Origin of the sequence: Elizabethkingia bruuniana (genome assembly GCF_002024805.1) — a bacterium.
In the GTDB taxonomy this organism is placed as follows: domain Bacteria; phylum Bacteroidota; class Bacteroidia; order Flavobacteriales; family Weeksellaceae; genus Elizabethkingia; species Elizabethkingia bruuniana.
In genome coordinates this window covers 2,211,803-2,228,413 of the sequence record NZ_CP014337.1, presented here as the reverse complement: position 1 = coordinate 2,228,413, position 16,611 = coordinate 2,211,803, and the positions used below count along the sequence as shown (strand labels likewise).

At 35.8% G+C, this 16,611-nt stretch carries 14 protein-coding genes; 7 read left to right on the top strand and 7 right to left on the bottom strand.

The features are described from left to right. Positions 1-40: 40 nt before the first annotated feature. Together AYC65_RS10360 and AYC65_RS10355 are read right to left on the bottom strand one after the other, a co-directional pair. Entirely contained in the window at positions 41-766 is a 726-nt protein-coding gene (locus AYC65_RS10360) for a CPBP family intramembrane glutamic endopeptidase (protein WP_234300302.1), read from the bottom strand. Positions 767-803: 37 nt separating this feature from the next. Beyond that, positions 804-2,144 (bottom strand): M28 family metallopeptidase, encoded by a 1,341-nt coding sequence (locus AYC65_RS10355; RefSeq protein ID WP_034869112.1) that lies wholly within the window; start codon positions 2,142-2,144, stop codon positions 804-806. A 235-nt stretch (positions 2,145-2,379) separates the two neighbouring features. Between AYC65_RS10355 and AYC65_RS10350 the strand changes: the two genes are divergently transcribed. Then, the gene (locus AYC65_RS10350) at positions 2,380-2,868 is read left to right on the top strand and encodes a MarR family winged helix-turn-helix transcriptional regulator (RefSeq protein ID WP_034869109.1); all 489 of its coding nucleotides are present in this window, start codon (positions 2,380-2,382) and stop codon (positions 2,866-2,868) included. Continuing rightward, complete coding sequence (locus AYC65_RS10345; protein ID WP_034869108.1) at positions 2,865-3,632, top strand: hypothetical protein; 768 nt, start codon at positions 2,865-2,867, stop codon at positions 3,630-3,632. Before AYC65_RS10350 ends, AYC65_RS10345 begins: the two co-directional genes overlap by 4 nt. Before the next feature lie 55 nt (positions 3,633-3,687). On the opposite strand, the gene AYC65_RS10340 is transcribed toward AYC65_RS10345, so the two are convergent. The 4 genes from AYC65_RS10340 to AYC65_RS10325 all read right to left on the bottom strand — a co-directional run bounded on the left by AYC65_RS10340 (position 3,688) and on the right by AYC65_RS10325 (position 6,909). After that, positions 3,688-4,845: a glycoside hydrolase family 27 protein gene (locus AYC65_RS10340; RefSeq protein WP_034869105.1), complete on the bottom strand. Its 1,158-nt coding sequence runs from the start codon at positions 4,843-4,845 to the stop codon at positions 3,688-3,690. Positions 4,846-4,870: 25 nt separating this feature from the next. Continuing rightward, positions 4,871-5,641 carry a hypothetical protein gene (locus AYC65_RS10335; protein WP_034869102.1) on the bottom strand — a complete coding sequence of 257 codons (771 nt, stop codon included), beginning with the start codon at positions 5,639-5,641 and terminating at the stop codon, positions 4,871-4,873. A gap of 124 nt (positions 5,642-5,765) precedes the next feature. Continuing rightward, positions 5,766-6,149 (bottom strand): DUF3037 domain-containing protein, encoded by a 384-nt coding sequence (locus tag AYC65_RS10330; RefSeq protein ID WP_034869100.1) that lies wholly within the window; start codon positions 6,147-6,149, stop codon positions 5,766-5,768. Continuing rightward, a complete protein-coding gene (locus AYC65_RS10325) occupies positions 6,136-6,909 on the bottom strand; it encodes a HipA family kinase (RefSeq protein WP_034869098.1) in 774 nt (257 codons plus the stop codon). Before AYC65_RS10325 ends, AYC65_RS10330 begins: the two co-directional genes overlap by 14 nt. Positions 6,910-7,108: 199 nt before the next feature. Between AYC65_RS10325 and polA the strand changes: the two genes are divergently transcribed. Both polA and AYC65_RS10315 read left to right on the top strand, forming a co-directional pair. Next, positions 7,109-9,925, top strand: a complete 2,817-nt coding sequence (polA, locus tag AYC65_RS10320; RefSeq protein WP_034869096.1) for a DNA polymerase I — start codon at positions 7,109-7,111, stop codon at positions 9,923-9,925. 30 nt (positions 9,926-9,955) lie between these two features. Then, a complete protein-coding gene (locus tag AYC65_RS10315; RefSeq protein ID WP_034869094.1) occupies positions 9,956-10,831 on the top strand; it encodes a glycosyltransferase family 2 protein in 876 nt (291 codons plus the stop codon). A gap of 5 nt (positions 10,832-10,836) precedes the next feature. Here the strand turns inward: AYC65_RS10315 and AYC65_RS10310 are convergent, their stop codons facing one another. Continuing rightward, a complete protein-coding gene (locus AYC65_RS10310; protein ID WP_052114657.1) occupies positions 10,837-13,014 on the bottom strand; it encodes an alpha-galactosidase in 2,178 nt (725 codons plus the stop codon). Between the two features lie 179 nt (positions 13,015-13,193). On the opposite strand from AYC65_RS10310, the gene AYC65_RS10305 reads away from it, so the two are divergent. The 3 genes from AYC65_RS10305 to AYC65_RS10295 all read left to right on the top strand — a co-directional run bounded on the left by AYC65_RS10305 (position 13,194) and on the right by AYC65_RS10295 (position 16,586). Next, a complete protein-coding gene (locus AYC65_RS10305; protein ID WP_034869093.1) occupies positions 13,194-14,231 on the top strand; it encodes a hypothetical protein in 1,038 nt (345 codons plus the stop codon). A 73-nt stretch (positions 14,232-14,304) separates the two neighbouring features. Further along, positions 14,305-15,096, top strand: coding sequence for an FkbM family methyltransferase (locus AYC65_RS10300; RefSeq protein WP_034869092.1), 792 nt, complete (start codon positions 14,305-14,307; stop codon positions 15,094-15,096). Then, positions 15,096-16,586 carry a lipopolysaccharide biosynthesis protein gene (locus AYC65_RS10295; RefSeq protein WP_034869090.1) on the top strand — a complete coding sequence of 497 codons (1,491 nt, stop codon included), beginning with the start codon at positions 15,096-15,098 and terminating at the stop codon, positions 16,584-16,586. The genes AYC65_RS10300 and AYC65_RS10295 overlap by 1 nt, the downstream gene beginning before the upstream one ends. Positions 16,587-16,611: the final 25 nt, after the last annotated feature.

Genomic DNA, 16,611 nt, shown 5'->3' with positions numbered 1-16,611 from the left:
AATCAAATTTGACAGGCTTTTTTGTCTATAATAATATTTATTATTCCGCTTTACTTGGCTGTTCTTCTTTTGCAAAAGACTTATTCCATGTAAATAAAATAAGAGCAAAAAGAGCAAAACATATTAGTGTTACGACATTAGTACTCACCAATAGTGTATGTATCGTTGCCGGAATAAGTATAGCTTTACTCTTTGATACTGAAAATGTAAGTATTACTGAGAAAACAATACAAAATGCCAGAAACACTCCGAAACCACCATATTGTTTAAAATCACTAAAGATTAATAAATGCCAGACTGCCCAAAAAACTCCGGAAATAATTCCTTTTATAACCAAGTTGATCTTTCCAAGGCTTTCTGTTAAATAACCTCGCCATGTATATTCTTCCATGATGTTATAAACCAGCATGAAGGCACAGAAGATAAAAGCCCAAAGGTGCTTATTTATTTCATTGTCATTATTCATGCCGTGTATCGAGTATCCGATAAATAGAATAACAGGAAATAGAAGCGCTTTTATTTTATTGGTTCCCAGAAATGTAATTTCTTGTTTTATACCACTGAATCTGTAAAATAGAAAGGAGATGATTGTCACTGCAATTCCATGATTGTAATTCCATGTAAAATGCAGATCTGAAAACTGACTTAATAATAGTGTTAAGAGATTAGGTAGCTTTCTGGAAAAATAAGTGACAGAGAGAATTAATACATAAAAAAGCAAAATTCTTAACCAGTTTACTTTTTTAACTTCATAGATAAATTTCATTCTTATATTTAGTAATGTTATTGTAGGAGTTGTTATATTATTTTGCACCAGGAATAACGATCAGACTTTCGTTACCAGTGCTGTTTACTGCCTGAACGGCAAAGAAACAATTATCTTTAGAATATGGCAATTTTATAAATGTTTCTTTTGTGAAAAATTTCTTTTGCCATACCGGAGAATCCGTTTCGCGCATTAAAACATAATATCCGGTTACTTCACCCGATTTAGGTTTCTCCCAGGAAAGTAAAGTATAATTGGTCAATTCTTTTACTTCCATTTTCACATTCTCTGGTTTTGACGGTGACTTTGCCAGATTGGCCAATACAGAAACATTTACTCCTACATTCTTTTTGAAGTAATCGAAATCGATAAACTCAGGTAAATCTCCATATTGTTTTCCATTTTCTTTGCGTATATCCTGATGCTGATGGTCGAAATTTTCATTATACTCAGTAAGCCTTACAGCGGAATAGCCTCTTTCTACAAAAGGAGAATGGTCACCTCCTCTTAGAAATCTGTCATTTCTGTAAATAAGTTTCACCTGTAGATTATCTACATAGCGTTCACCAGTTTCTTTTATATATCTTGCCAATTGTCGGGCATCGCCATCATTTTCCAAACCAAGGCTTCTGATTTTCTGGGCTTTTTTATCCAGCTCATATTGAGGTAGGCCCTCAGAAAAAACTCTCAACTGGTGTGCATTAATCAGATTGGTTTCACTGGTCAGGTTATTAGAAATCATATCATTATTCAAAAGAGCTTCCAGTTGCCAGTTCTCATTTTTAACCTTTTCGGCCATCATTTTAGATCCCAATAAACCTTGTTCCTCTCCTGAAAAAGCGACAAATATTATAGTTGCCGGAAACTTGGATTTACTCAGGATTCTTGCACTTTCTATTACTGCTGCTGTACCGCTGCCATCATCATTAGCTCCCGGAGCATTGTCTTTTGCATTCATTACATCGCTTACACGTGAATCCAGATGTCCGCTAATCATAAAAATCCGCTTATCATTGGGATCTGTTCCGCTAAGAATGGCAACAGGATTTCCTAAATCTGTTGGTTTATCAATCCTTTTACCATCTGGTTGTATTATCTGATTTTGTAGAAATACTTCCATTCTGCCATCTGTATTCTTGGCATAATCTTTAAACTTTCTCAGAACCCAGGTTCTGGCAGCACCGATTCCTCTTTTGGGATCCGTTACAGAACTCATGGTATGACGGGTTCCGAAGCCTACCAGTTTGTTGATATGAGACTTTAGAGAATCTGTACTTACCTGTGAGACATAATTGGCAATTTCGGCATCTTTAGAGATAACCTGTTGGGCAGAAAATACAGCCGGAACAAGAAGAATGGAGAGTATTAGTTTTTTCATGATCAGATATTAGCAAGTTGAATAGTACCAGGTAGAAGTATAGAATATATACTTCATAAAGAAACTTTACAAAGAAAAATAAATTTTCACATATAAACTATATGTTCTGCAAGGATATTAATGGGAATTACTAAATGTCTTAAAAAGATAATAATTCGCATTTCTAACAAAATATAAAGTCAACTATATAGTTGACTTTATATTTTTATTATATTTGTTATAAATAATACTGAGAATGGATTTTATTAAAACACTAGGATATAAGGCATTCGACAGCAGACTTAAGAGAATTAGTGATCGGATGTCACATGATGTAAGGAAGCTATACAAAGAAATTGACATAGATATAGAGCCCAACTGGTACCTTATTTTTATGTTACTACAGAATAAAGGAGAAATCTCAATAGCAGACATTGCAGAATCTTTGGGCTATTCGCATCCATCAGTAGTCGTTATTGTAAAAAAAATGTCGGAAAAGGACTATTTACATATCCAGAAAGATAAAGAAGATAAACGAAAACAATTGGTATCCCTATCACCCAAAGCAACTGAAATATTACCAGAATTAGAACTAATCTGGCAGAGTTGTGAAAGCGCCATCTTAAAACTTCTTTCAGATGACCTGAGTATTTTCTCTTATCTGGATGATATAGATGCGGAGCTAAAAACTAACTCCTTTTATAACAGATTTAAGCAAGAATATCAAAAATCAATAAACACATGAGAACATTTATTTTTTTAGTCACATTATTGTGCGCTAATATAATGCTGGTTTCTGCAACACCAACCAAAATCATGATAAGAGCAAAAGCCAGGGATGCAAAATTTATCGGAAGTTCGCTTGGAGGGGCTTATATTATTGTAAGGGATAAGACAAGCCAGAAAATACTTGCCGAAGGAAAGACTACAGGCGGGACGGGAAATACGGATTTAATTATGAAAAATGCCAAAGGAAGAGGAACTTCTATTACCGATACCCAGACCGCAGGATTTACAGCAAACATCGATATTAGCGAACCTACTTTTGTAACAATAGAAGTACTTTCTCCATTTAACAACAAACAGGCTCAGGCGAAGGTAAGTACCGAATTATGGGTCATTCCAGGGAAAGATATTTTAGGTGACGGAATTATACTGGAAATTCCGGGATATATTATCGACATACTAAAGCCCAGAACTCACCAGTATATATCGCTGAAAACAATAAAAGATAAACCTTTTCAGTTTCAGGCCAATATTGTAATGATGTGTGGATGTGTTATTGATAAAGGCGGCGTCTGGGATTCTGAAGAGATTGAAGTAAAAGGAATCCTAAAAAAAGACGGGAAGTATGTGAAGGATATCAAAATGTCATGGGTATCAACAAACCTTTTTGAAGGAGAAGATATGGTTAATGCTCCCGGAAATTATGAACTGACGCTGTACGCTTACCATGAAAAGACGGGTAATACCGGAGTAGATAAGGTGAATTATGTGGTTTATGAGTAAATATTTATATACAAGGGCTTAAAGATAAAAGCTTTGAGCCCCTGTATTAATTATACTAATCAGTTTTCAGAACAATGATACCATGCTGAGGTATTTTAAAAGTTTGCTGTTCACCATATTTTCCCAGATTTTTGTGAAGCCATAAATCTCTGATTTTCGTATTTTGATTTAATCCCAGTTTGGAAGCCGCTAGGGTATAACTAATTTCCTGGTCGCCACGATTCATAATCGCTATTGCTTTTTGGCCTTTAGTCAACATCTTCTGCCAAACTTCTATATTTCCATCAGAGATAGTATTTTGAGCCTGTTTGAAAGCTGTGTCCTGATTCAGTGCAATAATTTCCTTATTGGTGAGAATTTCGATAGTAGCTTTGGACATCGACCGAAGATCATTTCCTGCAAGCAACGGCGAATTCAATAAAGCCCACATGGAGAAATGTGTTTTGTCTTCATCATAGCTCATCCCTCGTCCTACCTGAAGCATATCCATATCATTGTAATGCCCTGCAGAGGCATAAGGATAAAGATTTTTATTAAGGTCTATAATATGCAGAATGGAGGAGAATTTTGCACTAATATCTCCTGAAACCCTCCAAGAATCAGCAATTTTAATAGCCCATTCTCCCGGGAACTGCCAACGGCAAACATTGAAAACGATATTAGGATCAATAGACTTTACTTTATTAATGATCTTGGTATATTCCTCTTGTTCGTTTAATTTCATTTGCTCGCCACCACACCAGTCGACTTTTATAAAATCATATTTCCAGTTTTTGAAAAACAAATCAGCATCCTGATCCAGATGGCCATATAAACCTACACCAAAACCTTGTTTGTCATTATCCCAGATGGAGCCACAGGTATTCTTTCCTGCATCTGAGTAAATTCCGGCTTTCAGTCCTTTACTATGAATATACGCAGCAAGACTCTTCATACCGGACGGAAATTTTTTATTGTCAGTAATCAGGTTTCCTTTTTCATCTCTGCCGCCGAAATATCCATCGTCTACATTAATATACCGATAGCCTGCCGTATATAATCCTGAAGAAACTAAAGCATCAGCTTGTTCTTTAATCAGTTGCTCATTAATATTTATACGGAAATTATTCCAGCTGCTCCATCCCATAATAGGAGGTTTGGCTTTTTGAGAAAACAGCATTGTTCCTGTGACTAACGCTAAAGCGCAGACTGTTTTTCTGATTTGTGTATTCATGTTGATTAGTTTTGGTTATTTAGTTTTATCTTTCAAAGCATAAGACGCCTTCAGGAGCTCCATTATGAAGAACAATATTGTCTTTATAATGTATATAATTACAGCCATCATTATATTCTATAATTTGCTGTCTGTTTAAGTTTTCCCGGTAAATTTTATATGAGTACATAGCGCTTAGATTTGGATGAACTTCAATCTGTGTAGGATTACCATTTCTTATTGATTTAACATTTGCTTCTTTAATAAGAGCTTTAAGTTCAGTTAAAGTTTTAGTATCCCATTTTAAAAATGCCAAAGCTTTTTTAATTTCAGATGAGTTTTCATTCTCTCCAGAATATTGTTTAATGTATTCGAGATTTTCTCTTCTGTCCAGAATTTCATCATTAAGATAACCTTCTTTTATTTTGTCTATGGATATTTTGATGTATGACGATGGAAGAAATAAAGGATTTTCACTATAGGAAACAGTTACAATATATTTATTGAAGTTAAGTTTTTCATAGTAGCTTCGGAGCTTCATAATTTGTGATTTATGATTTTCGAAGTTAGTGATGAGGTAATCTTTACCTCCTTTTTGTAAATTGTAAAGAACTATAAGAATATAATCTTTTCCACTATCATCTGCATCACGTAATATTTCTCTATATTTTGGTCTTTCCTCTTCTGGAACTAAATGTTCTAATGTCGAGTAGAGAGAATCTTTGTTGATTTTAGGATTAAATACAGATTTCTGTTGTGCCTGTAAGCTGTGACTTTTTATAAGCAGAATAAAGAATAGTAGAAATAATTTTTTCATAAATTGATGTTTCGTAATAGGTGTATCAAAGATAAGAACTTTAGATACTTTAAAAGATTAAATAAAAAATCCTTGTCGGATTTTAAATTACGACAAGGATTATAAATATAAAAAAGTGAATTTTTTACTTCACCAGTTCTTCAAAGAGTTTATCAAAAGTTTTGTCCAGATCTTTACTTTTTCCGGGATGTGGACGCGAGGTTTGGACAACAGCACTTCTTACAGCTGTAAGCCAGCGGAAGCGTTCTGGTATCTCCAGTAAGGCAATAGGACCTCCATTTTTATCTCCTTTAGCGATGTTCTGAAAACTGATCAGATTCTGAGTAATATCTTCGTAATCCAGTTTGCTGTGCATTAAAGCAAACTTGTCCGGGCAGAGATGAAACTCCACACGAATGTATTTTTCTTTCTTGGAAAACATGACCAGTCCGATGTTGAAAAACTCCTCTCTCTCAACCTTTGGAACTAAGCGTATTACTGCGTATTCGTATATTTTATCCTCTTGCATTTTTAGCTTCGTTTACAAAGATTTCAGAATTTTCTAATCGGGTTTTCAGAAACTGGAAGTAAACTTCTCTTATCTCTTCCGGAGTTTCGTCGGCATCATTCCAGTGTAACCAGTCTTCAGGAATCAGGTTTACAATTTCCCTGAAAATATCATCATTCAGTTTTTCCTTAGCAAACCGATTAGCCTCATCCAGCATAGATGCCTGTGGAAGTAAAACATGATCTTTTACGTATTTAAAAGGTGTTTTGGCTGCAGCATCAAAATTTTGCCAGGAATGGTGGAAATAAAAAGAAGCACCATTGTCGATTATCCATAGCTCCTTATGCCACATCAATAGATTTGTATTTTTAAATGTACGGTCTATATTGGTGATAAATGCATCCAACCAAACGATTTTGGAGGCCAGAAGCGGATCTATTTTTATAGTAGAATCATAAGCAATAGCACCTGAAAGGAAATGCAGACCAAGATTAAGGCCTTCACTGGCTTTCAGTAAATCCTGAATTTCTTCATCGCCTTCACTTCTTCCGAAATCAGCATCCAGATTTACAAATACAAGCTCCGGAATCTTTAATCCCAGTACTTCTGTTATTTTTCCACCCAGTAATTCGGAAATCAGCATCTTTACTCCATGGCCGGCGCCACGGAATTTCAGTACATATTTAAAATCATCATCGGCCTCTGCCAGTGCAGGAAGAGAGCCGCCTTCCCGTAATGGCAGAATATAGCGCATTACGGTAACAGTCCTTATGTCTAACATGATACAAAAATAGTTCTTTTTAGTTTACAGTTGTCAGATTAGAGACTTGAGTAATGAGTAATAAGCAATGAATCATGTGACAGATAATAAAAAATATTGCGATATCAATCGCTTCATATTCAGAAAACAGGATCTAATGTATTATAGCAAACTAATAACTCTTAACCGAAGACTAACAACTATTTCTTATCTTTGTTTTATGGATGCAACACAAGACAAAAGGCTCTTTCTTATTGATGCCTACGCAATGATTTTCCGTGGATATTATGCTTTAATCAGAAGTCCGAGATTAACAAGTAAGGGGATGAATACCTCTGCGATCTTTGGATTTACCAATTCATTAATAGAGCTTATAAAAAGAGAAAAGCCAACACATCTTGCTGTTGTATTTGATGTAGGCGGTAAAACCCTGCGTCATGATGACTTTGAAGAATACAAAGCCAATCGTTCCGAAACACCGGAAGCTATTAAAATAGCAGTTCCGTACATCCATCAGATTCTGGAAGCGATGCACATTCCTATTCTCGGAGTAGAAGGTTATGAGGCCGACGATGTTATAGGTACTCTTTCTTACAAGGCCGAGAGTGAAGGCTATAATGTATACATGGTAACACCGGATAAGGATTTTGCCCAGCTCGTAACAGACCGTGTGAAAATATACAAACCTGGAATGAAGGGTGGAGACATCGAAATTTTGGGTGTAGAAGAAGTAAAAGCGAAGTATGATATTCAGGATCCAAAGCAGGTAATTGATTTTCTGGCAATGATGGGGGATAGTGTAGATAATATCCCGGGATTGGAAGGCGTTGGTGAAAAAACAGCTAAGAAGTTCCTGCAGGATTATGGAAGTATAGAAAATCTTTTGGCGAATACAGCTGATTTGAAAGGAAAGCTGAAAGAAAAAGTAGAAGCAAGTGCGGAAAGAGGTATACTTTCCAAAAAGCTTGCAACTATTATGATCGATGCACCAATAGATTTCCATCAGGAGCAATACGATCTGGAAGCACCGGATTTTGAAAAAGTAAAAGAAATATTCGAGGAACTGGAGTTCCGTAGATTATACGAAAATATGTACCGTGCTTTCGCTCCGAAAGGAGAACAAGTACAGGCAGTGGCTGAAGAGACCGTGAAGAAAGTTTCACCACAGGCAGAGCAGCTTAATTTATTCTCAAGTTTTGACGAGCTGGATGCAGCAACCTCTTCCAAAAAAGACATTAAATCCAACGATCATTTATATCAGTATATAGATTCGCCAAAAGCGCTTTCGGTATTGGTAAGAAATCTTTTGGAAAAACCTGTATTAGCCTTCGATACAGAAACTACTTCTTTAAATGAGTTAGAAGCACAGCTAATTGGGGTTTCATTCTCTTATAAAAAAGGCTTGGCTTATTATATTCCGATGCCGGAGGATAAGCAGGAAGCACAAGTTCTTCTGGATATTATGCGTCCGGTTTTCGAGAAAGAAGACCAGATAAAGATTGCGCATAATCTGAAGTTCGACTATAAAGTTCTTCACCAGCAAGGTGTTGAGGTAAAGGGAAAACTTTTCGATACAATGATTGCTCACTACCTGCTAAGTCCGGACGGGCGTCATGGAATGGACTATCTGTCCGAAATGTATCTGGATTATATACCGGTTTCTATTGAAACCTTAATTGGGAAAAAAGGTAAAAAACAAGGTACATTAAGAGATGTGAGCGTAACTGAACAAACAGCTTATGCGGCAGAAGATGCTGATGTAACCTTCCAGTTATATGAGTTGTTTGCTCCACAGTTGAAATCCGAAAACCTGGAAAAACTTTTTACTGAGGTAGAAATGCCGTTGGTAAACGTTTTAGCACGCATGGAGCTTGCAGGGGTTTCGTTGGATAAAGATTGGCTGGCACAGGAAAGTGTAGATTTGGAAAGCGACCTTAAGAAATTAGAACAGGAAATATTTGAACTTTCCGGTGAGGAGTTTAATATGAACTCTCCACGTCAGTTAGGAGAAATTCTATTTGAAAAAATGCAACTTGATCCAAAGGCAAAGAAAACCAAAACCGGACAATATGCAACTTCTGAAGATATCCTGCAAAAACTGGCTTCTAAGCACGAAATCATTAAGCATATATTAGAATACCGTCAGTTGCAAAAGCTGAAATCTACCTATGTAGATGCTTTACCTACACAGATTGATGCCTTTGACAACAGAGTACACACTAACTTCTCACAGACTACTGCTGCTACAGGACGTTTAGCAAGTGTTAATCCAAACTTACAGAATATTCCGATCCGTACACTTCGTGGCCAGCAAATTCGTGGTGCTTTCGTTGCCGGAGAAGGGAAGAAGCTGATCTCTGCCGATTACTCTCAGATAGAATTGAGATTAATTGCTGAAATAAGTGGTGAAAACAATATGTTGGAAGCCTTTAATCAGGGAGCGGATATCCATGCTTCTACGGCAGCTAAACTATTTAAAATCCCAATTGAAGAAGTATCTAAAATACAAAGAAGTCAGGCTAAAACCGTAAACTTTGGAATTATATATGGACAGGGAGCTTTTGCTTTAGCAGAACAAACCGGACTTTCCCGTTCAGAAGCAAAAGCGATGATCGATGCTTATTATGAGACTTATCCGAGACTTCGTGAGTATATGGACGAGCAGGTGAAGAAAGCACGTGATTTGGGTTATGTAGAAACCATTTTAGGCAGAAAACGCCACCTTACCGATATCAACTCCAATAATTTTGTTGTACGTGGCCATGCAGAGCGTAATGCTGTAAATGCTCCGATACAGGGAAGTGCTGCTGATATTATAAAACTGGCAATGATCAGAATCGATCAACAGTTGGACGAAAAGAAAATGAATACCAAAATGCTGCTTCAGGTACATGACGAATTGGTGTTTGAATCTCCGGTAAATGAGATTGAAAAGGCATCAAAGCTCATCAAAACTGAAATGGAAAGTGCATATCCTACAAAAGTACCGTTGGTGGTAGAAGTTGGAGTGGGAGATAACTGGTTGGAAGCACATTAAGAGATTGGATAATTTTAATAGTAGTTGTTTGTGCGTTTTTTAATAGTAATCCCAACACATAATGAAGAAGAGAACGTTTTACGGTGCTTGGATTCACTTCGAAAGCAATCTTTTCAGGACTTTTCGTGCATTGTTGTGAATGATGGTTCTACAGATAATACCAAGGTCCTTGTTGAAGATTTTATAGAAAATATGAGGCTTAGTGGAGTAGAGTCTTCTACATTTACGCTTCGTAATCTGCCTAAATCTGAGCATCAGCCCGGAGCGAAAGTAGTAAGAACCTTTAATAAAGGGTTGGAAGGTATCTCTCTGGACAATTATGACATTGTTTGCAAGTTCGATGCTGATATTATATTTCCGGACAATTATCTTGAGCATGTACAACAAGCATTTCAAGATAATTCACAATATGGATTAGTAGGAGGACTATTGTATATTGAGCGGGATGGAGAATGGGTATATGAAGGGAACTCTAATAAAAGTCACGTAAGAGGTCCAATGAAGGCTTATAGAAAAGAATGTTTTCTTGAAACCGGAGGGTTAAGAGAAACTTTAGGCTGGGATAATATTGATTCTGTTTTATTAGAGAGCTTAGGTTGGAAAGAAGTGGTTTTACCAGAATTGCATGTGAAATTACTCAAAGTAAAAGGAAAAGATTATTCTGTAAAGCAATCCGATTATTATGGCAGATACTTCTATTTTTTAGGATTGAAAAGAGTATTGGCCTACATTGCAGCTTCTAAAGAAGCCATGAAAAATAAATCAGTTTCATTTTTTTTCCAGATTATCAAGTCTTACGAAGATTGTCGACATAAAAAGTTTGAATTAAAGATCTCCAAAGCTGAGCAAGAAATAATTAATGCTCAGCGTTGGAAAGCTTTTAAGAAAAAATGGTTTAAGATATAATATACTTAATTTGCTGCAGTTAGTTCTATAACGCTACTTTTCAGACTGCCATTCAAAAACCACGGAAGTCCAATTTTCATTAAATAATCTCCTGAGAAAGACTTTCCATTCTGTGGAAGCTGTGGCTTACTTTCATTTTCAAGATTTAATTCTTTTAATACATAATTTTTATTAGGATCAAGTCCCTGGAATTGTATTGGGGTGAAGTAATCACCTAATTGAGTATGCAGGTTGTATGTATAGAGTACTGCTTTATTTTTGGCTTTATCAGTGAGCATCCATGCTGCATAATGATTGTTATAAGGAGCTATTAATCGGTACATCTCACCGGTATTAATTATATCCTGCAGACTTTTATAATTTTTCAGAGCATTTTGGGACAGCTTTAATTCTTCTGCATTCATCTCTTCAATTCTTATATCAAATCCCAATTTGCCACTCATAGCAACATCCAGTTTGAATTTTAATGGCTGTTTTCCCCAACTCGTTACGTGGGCGCATTGGATTCCCATTGGAAAGAAATAAGAATACCCATACTGGATAAAGATCCGTTGTAAAGGATCGGTATTATCACTTGGCCAGAATTCATTTGTGTATTTTAACCCGCCATATTCTGCACGGCCGCCGCCGCCACTACACCACATTAGCTCTGTATCCGGGTATTTCTGACGGATGCGTTCCAAAACTTTATAAAGTCCCAAGGTATAATCTATATACAGGTTGTTTTGTTTATCCTTTAGATAATCCGAAAAAGCATTGGTCATATAGCGGTTACAGTCCCATTTGATATAAGCAATATCAGGGTTCTCCTGGAGAATATTATCTACTACTTTAAAAACATGTTCCTGTACTTTAGGATTAGATAAGTCCAATACTAGCTGGGTTCTTCTTAGATTTTCGTCTCTGTTTGGAAGTTTCAGAATCCAGTCGGGATGTTTTTCATAAAGCTCACTTCTGGGGTTCACCATTTCCGGTTCTACCCATATCCCAAATTTCACATTGTGCTTTTTAGCCTCTTTTACAAGGAATGGAAGGCCATTCGGAAGTTTTTTCTCGTTTACTTCCCAATCGCCAAGTCCGGCATCATCATTGTTTCTCGGATATTTATTTCCAAACCAGCCATCATCCAAAAGAAAGACGTCTACTCCCAGATTTTGTGCATCTCCCAGAAGGCTGGTTAGCTTTTGTTCGTCGAATTTAAAATAAGTAGCTTCCCAGTTATTCAGTAAGGTCGATTTATTCTCTTTACCTTTATAAATTCCGTAATTGGTAGCCCATTGATGAAGATTTCGGGAAGCCTGCCCTTTTCCGGAATAGGAATAAGTATAGATAAAAGATGGTGTTGTAAAAGTGGTATTTGGCATCAGGGTATAGTCAGAAGCATAATTATTAATACCTGGTAAAACCTGAAGCAGATTACCAAAGTCTTCACTATACTTGATGTTTTCGAAACCCAGTCTGAAATTACCACTCCAGGCAAGAGTTCCTGCCAGAACTTTTCCGTTCTCTTCACCAGCTGGCTGATCTACGGAAAGCATAAAAGAAGGTAAATCGAAATTGGTTGCCCTTGTTCCCAGCTTAGATTCTATATGATGAATTCCTTCGGACAAAAGGTTCTCTTCCATGCGCATTTCATTGGCCCAGTCACCGAAAAAATGTGTCAGGTAGTAATTTTTTGAAGATAACTGAAGAAAAGCTGAGGTAAAGTGCTTCAGTGTAACAGCCTTTTTCTCGTGGTGTTTAATTTCTGTCCACTGTTCAATAACATTTTCATTTTTATAGGCTTTAAAATTTAGCGTAACATAAAACGGATACTGAGGATCTTTAAGCTGAATTTGTGTCGTCTGAATATTACCTTCGGTTTTTGTATTGTGATTAATGTACTGAAGTTCCAGTGATGGATTATTGTCTGCATGAAGTACACCAATCGAAGGTTCACGAACCGGCCCTGAACCCTGAGTAATAATAGCCGGTAGGTTGTTTGGCTTTTTTAGGGTATAATCGGAAGTGTTGGCGAGTGCCTGACCGAAATAAAGCTGCGTAAGTTGCTTTTTTACATTTGTTGTGTAAACTAATGCTGTATTCTGTGTAGAAATTACAATCGTAGGTGTTTTGTCCTGAGCCTGCAACCTTCCTAAACAGAGGAATATGCAGCTAATAATGAATGAACAGAGTGTTCTCATGTGATTTTATATTTATGAAGTCTATGGTTATTTTAAATAAAGATAAATAAAAATATATGTACAGGCGTTTAGATTTTAAAAAATAGATAAGTATATCTCAGGAAATGATAAATATCCTGAAAAAAATAATGCTATTAAATAAAGCAATTTCTTAATTTTGTCTATTAAACTAATACATATTGAAGAACATTGCCTATATTGAACTGGATACCCACGCCGAACTCGCCATTAATTTTATAGAGCTTACAAGAGATTCCCAATATTTACATGTAGAATATTTCTTTTCCCGAAAAATACTGGACAGGATAAATGAAAAGGGAAGCCATGTGATCCATGCAGAAGCAACAACACTCTTAAAAGAATTAGACGGGCGGAAATTTGATGCAGTAATTATAGGAACAGCACATCGTTATTTCAATGTTTTTGAAGAGGTTGCAAGAAATTATCCAACTTTCATTATAGCGCATAATCTCAACTTTATTAAAGCTCCCAAATCCGATATTTTCAGAAGTATCTTCAAACAGGACCGCTCTTTCAGAATAAAATTATGGCTGAAAGAAGGTTTGATGAAAAAGGATAAACTTTACAGTGAAGCTAAATCGTTATTTATTTTGGATGAAAATATTGACGAGTTACAATATCCTTATGAATTAAAATGGTTACCGCTGTTGTATACAAAGGATTTAGATCAAAAGGTGCTTCCTAACCGGGTTGTTATTCCTGGAAATGTAGATCAGAGAAGACGTAATTACAAAAGAATTTTCAATAAAATAAAATACTTCCGCGGAAACTTTACGTTTAGCTTTTTAGGAAGGGCAGAAGGAAAAGAGCTGGATAAACTAAAAAGAGTATCGCAAAGCCTGCCGGATCATATTAACATTGAATATTATGATTCCAGAGTTTCCAATGAAGAGTTTGAGCAAAAGATGCAGGCTGCAGAAGTATTGTGGTGTCCAATACAAAAAGAAACCAAATTCTTTAGCATTCCGGAAATCTATGGAAAGACAAAGATGTCCGGAAATATAGGTGATGCAATTAAGTATGCAAAACCTGCTATTTTCCCTAAAAGCTATTCTGCCAGCTATTCCTTTATTTTTAAAGAAAAAAGAGATATCGAGAAACAAATCTCCGAAATTAAGAACAAACACTACGACTTCGATAGTTTTGAAATAAACCTTGTCCGCAGGAAGCTGGAATATTTGCTGAGCAATCTTTGATTTTTTCCAAAACTTTTATCAAGAATTTGAAAATAAAAACGAATTCTGCTATATTTGTTAAATATTTCTTAAAATGAGTTTGTACAGCCGACTAGCAGAAAATTTGATGTATCTCTCGCCTTCGTATTACAAACAAAGGTTTTTTAAGAAACTGAATAACATCAGTCTCCAGAATGTTTTGGAAAGAGGCGTAGAGCCGGAGCTGATATGGATAAAAGAATTTCTTCCGAAAGATGCTGTTTTCTTTGATGTGGGAGCCAATGTAGGTACTTATATTTATACTCTGGAAGGGTATTTGAAACCAGAGAATATTTACGCTTTCGAACCCAATCCTCTACTTTTTAAACGCCTGAAAAGACTTTTCCCAAAAGTAAATATTTCATCATACGCGCTTTCTAATAAAAATACAAAAGCACAGTTCAAAATACCTGTAATAAAAGGGCATAGTAATGCTGCGCGCGGAACATTACAAACTGAATTGAAAGAAAATGGTGAGGAAAAAACGATTACCACAACGGTTATGGTAAAGAGATTGGATGATTGGGCTGAGAAAAATGTAATTGATCGTATAGATTTTATAAAAATAGATGTTGAAGGAAACGAAACCTATACTGTTGCCGGAATGATAGACACAATCCTTCGTCTGAAGCCGGTACTGATGATAGAAATCGAACAAAGACATCATAAAAGACCCATCTGGGATTATATTCGTTATTTTGAACGTTACGGATACAATGCCCACTATCTTGATCGTACCAGTTTTGAACTGGTACCTTTAACTGAGAATATATGTATGCAGCAAAGTGAATATAATGAAAAGGACAAGCAGCGGTATATTAACAATATAATTTTCCTGCCTAGATAATGAGTGTTGTAGCAAGACAGAGTTTTAAGTACTCTATAGTTGGATATTTAGGTTTTCTATTGGGAACCCTTTCTGCTGTTTTCGTTTTTCCACTTGATATGGATTATTACGGAAAACTTAGGTATATTTTATCGGCCGCAGAAATAGTACTCCCATTCATTGTATTTGGTTTATCCTATGCCAATGTAAAATTCTTTTTACATACCAAGAAGGAAGGAAAGCAGCAAAACTTACTGAGTCTATCCCTTTTGATGGTACTTTTTAACTTTGTATTGTTTACTTTGTTTTTATTTCTGGTCAATATGATCAGACCGGATTTGAAAAACTGGGAACTGTTTGAAAATTTCTGGAGATATAAAGCTATTATTATCCCGATGATTCTGATCCTGGCGGTTAGCCAGATATATAATAAGTATATATCGAATTATAAAAGAATTGTTGTACCCAATATTTTTGAGAATATTTTTCCTAAAATAGCTAATCTTGGGGCTTTTGTTTTGTTTTTCTTCATGGGAGTACCAGAGAAACCCTCAATGATTTTCTTTTTAGGTATGTTTGTTCTGGCACTTTTGGGCTATCATATATACCTGAATAAACTGGAAAAATTCAAGCCGGATTTCTCAATAGATTATATTAAAAAAGATAATTTCTGGAAGGAAGTACTCAACTATGGATTTTATGGATTCCTTGGTAATATAGGAAACTATCTTTCCCTGCGTATTTCCAGTGTTATGATATCCAGTTATATGGATTTTAAAGATAACGGAGTATACGGGATCATTATAGCCGTTACTTCTGTTCTTACGATTCCACAGATGGGGCTGTATAATATTTCAGCACCTATGATCAATAAACATTTGGAAAATAATGAAATGGAAGAGCTGAATGTATTTCATCAGAAAACATCCTTGTCTTTATTGTTTTTGGGATTAGTATTATTTTCCTGTGTGTTGGTTGGCTATCCTTATCTTACACATTTAATTAAAAATGGTTTTGAACTGCGGGCTGCAGAGCCTGTTTTATGGATTACCGGGATAGGATTAATGTTTGATCTTGCAACAGGTTTTAACGGACAGATTATATCCATGTCCAGATACTACCGTTACAATATTGTAGTAACGTTATTTTTGGCGGTAATCAATATAGGTCTTAATTTTTATTTTCTTAAATACACCAATATGGGGCTTTCGGGAGTAGCATTGGCTACTACCATTTCTCTTGCCTTATATAATGTTGCTAAAATTGTTTTCAATTTCTGGAAGTTCAAAGTACATCCTTTTTCTATAGAAATGTTGTATGCCGTGGTGTTGTGCTTCCTGGTGGTTTCCATGGTGATTCTATTGCCAAATACAGGATCCAATCTGTTGAATCTTTTCTATAAACCTGCAGTAGTACTTATATTAATAGCTATTGCCAACCATTACATGAAGATTGTTTCATTGGATAAATATTTAAACCGAGATTTCTTTAAGAGTATTTCAAAATTTTAAGTAAATTGCGTTAAACTAAAAACGA